The organism is Exiguobacterium sp. RM11 (genome assembly GCF_059821525.1).
On the sequence record NZ_CM187558.1, the window covers coordinates 2,375,001 to 2,377,500 of the forward strand.

Annotated in this window: 1 rRNA gene (running past both ends of the window); it reads right to left on the reverse strand. The window is 55.4% G+C overall.

The features are described 5' to 3' along the window. Window positions 1-2,500 (reverse strand): 23S ribosomal RNA (locus AC5LIL_RS12385) (it extends past both window edges: 253 nt to the left, 163 nt to the right).

Consider the following 2,500-nt stretch of genomic DNA (forward strand, 5'->3'; position numbering starts at 1 on the left):
GCTCTCCTCAAATTTCCTGCGCCCACGACGGATAGGGACCGAACTGTCTCACGACGTTCTGAACCCAGCTCGCGTACCGCTTTAATGGGCGAACAGCCCAACCCTTGGGACCTACTCCAGCCCCAGGATGCGATGAGCCGACATCGAGGTGCCAAACCTCCCCGTCGATGTGGACTCTTGGGGGAGATCAGCCTGTTATCCCCAGGGTAGCTTTTATCCGTTGAGCGATGGCCCTTCCATGCGGAACCACCGGATCGACTAAGCCCGACTTTCGTCCCTGCTCGACTTGTAGGTCTCGCAGTCAAGCTCCCTTCTGCCTTTGCACTCTTCGAATGATTTCCAACCATTCTGAGGGAACCTTTGGGCGCCTCCGTTACTGTTTAGGAGGCGACCGCCCCAGTCAAACTACCCGCCTGACACGGTCCTCCAGCCGGATGACGGCTGCGAGTTAGAGACTCTATACGCAAAGGGTGGTATCCCAAGGGTGTCTCCACCGAAGCTGGCGCTCCGGCTTCACAAACTCCCACCTATCCTGTACATCGCGTACAAAGCCTCAATATCAGGCTGTAGTAAAGCTCCATGGGGTCTTTCCGTCCTGTCGCGGGTAACCTGCATCTTCACAGGTACTATGATTTCACCGGGTCTCTCGTTGAGACAGTGCCCAAATCGTTACGCCTTTCGTGCGGGTCGGAACTTACCCGACAAGGAATTTCGCTACCTTAGGACCGTTATAGTTACGGCCGCCGTTTACTGGGGCTTCGGTTCAGTGCTTCTCTTGCGATGACACATCCCCTTAACCTTCCAGCACCGGGCAGGCGTCAGCCCCTATACTTCATCTTGCGATTTAGCAGAGACCTGTGTTTTTGCTAAACAGTCGTTTGGGCCTATTCACTGCGGCTTATGTTGCCATAAGCGTCCCTTCTCCCGAAGTTACGGGACCATTTTGCCGAGTTCCTTAACGAGAGTTATCCCGCGCGTCTTAGAATTCTCATCTCGCCTACCTGTGTCGGTTTGCGGTACTGGCGCCGACCTCCTCACTAGAGGCTTTTCTTGGCAGCGTGAAATCCGGTGCTTCGCCCTACGGGCTCCACGTCACAGCTCAACCTTGTATGCCGGGCGGATTTGCCAACCCGACGGCCTCGCTGCTTGTCCGTGCACTTCCAGTCGCACGGTCACCTTATCCTTCTGCGTCCCCCCATCGTTCAAACGGTGGTACGGCGGTACAGGAATATCGACCTGTTGTCCATCGCCTACGCCTTTCGGCCTCGGCTTAGGTCCAGACTAACCCTGAGCGGACGAGCCTTCCTCAGGAAACCTTAGGCTTTCGACGGAGGGGATTCTCACCCCTCTTTTCGCTACTCACACCGGCATTCTCACTTCCAAGCGCTCCACGGCTCCTCACGATACCGCTTCACTGCTGCTTGGAACGCTCTCCTACCATCCCTTACGGGATCCATAGCTTCGGTGGTATGTTTAGCCCCGTTACATTTTCGGCGCGGCGCCACTCGACTAGTGAGCTATTACGCACTCTTTGAATGGTGGCTGCTTCTAAGCCAACATCCTAGTTGTCTGTGCAGCGCCACATCCTTTTCCACTTAACATACACTTGGGGACCTTAGCTGATGGTCTGGGCTGTTTCCCTCTCGACTACGGATCTTATCACTCGCAGTCTGACTCCCGAGTACAAGTTGCTGGCATTCGGAGTTTGACTGAATTCGGTAACCCTGTGGGGGCCCCTAGTCCAATCAGTGCTCTACCTCCAGAACTCTTCACCTCGAGGCTAGCCCTAAAGCTATTTCGGAGAGAACCAGCTATCTCCAGGTTCGATTGGCATTTCACCGCTACCCACACCTCATCCCCGCACTTTTCAACGTGCGTGGGTTCGGACCTCCAGTCAGTGTTACCTGACCTTCATCCTGGACATGGGTAGATCACCTGGTTTCGGGTCTACGACGACGGACTGATGCGCCCTGTTCAGACTCGCTTTCGCTGCGGCTCCGCCTCATCGGCTTAACCTCGCCCGCCATCGTAACTCGCCGGTTCATTCTACAAAAGGCACGCCATCACCCGTGAACGGGCTCTGACTACTTGTAGGCATACGGTTTCAGGATCTGTTTCACTCCCCTTCCGGGGTGCTTTTCACCTTTCCCTCACGGTACTGGTTCACTATCGGTCACTAGGAAGTATTTAGCCTTGGGAGATGGTCCTCCCGGATTCCGACGGGGTTTCACGTGTCCCGCCGTACTCAGGATCCACTCTGGAGGGGATGGGGTTTCGGCTACAGGGCCGTCACCTTCTCTGGCCGACCTTTCCAGGTCGTTCACCTACCCTATCCCTTTGTAACTCCGTATAGAGTGTCCTACAACCCCAGGAAGCATGCTTCCTGGTTTGGGCTGTTCCCGTTTCGCTCGCCGCTACTCAGGGAATCGAATTTTCTTTCTCTTCCTCCGGGTACTTAGATGTTTCAGTTCCCCGGGTGTGCCTCACGCCACGCTATGTA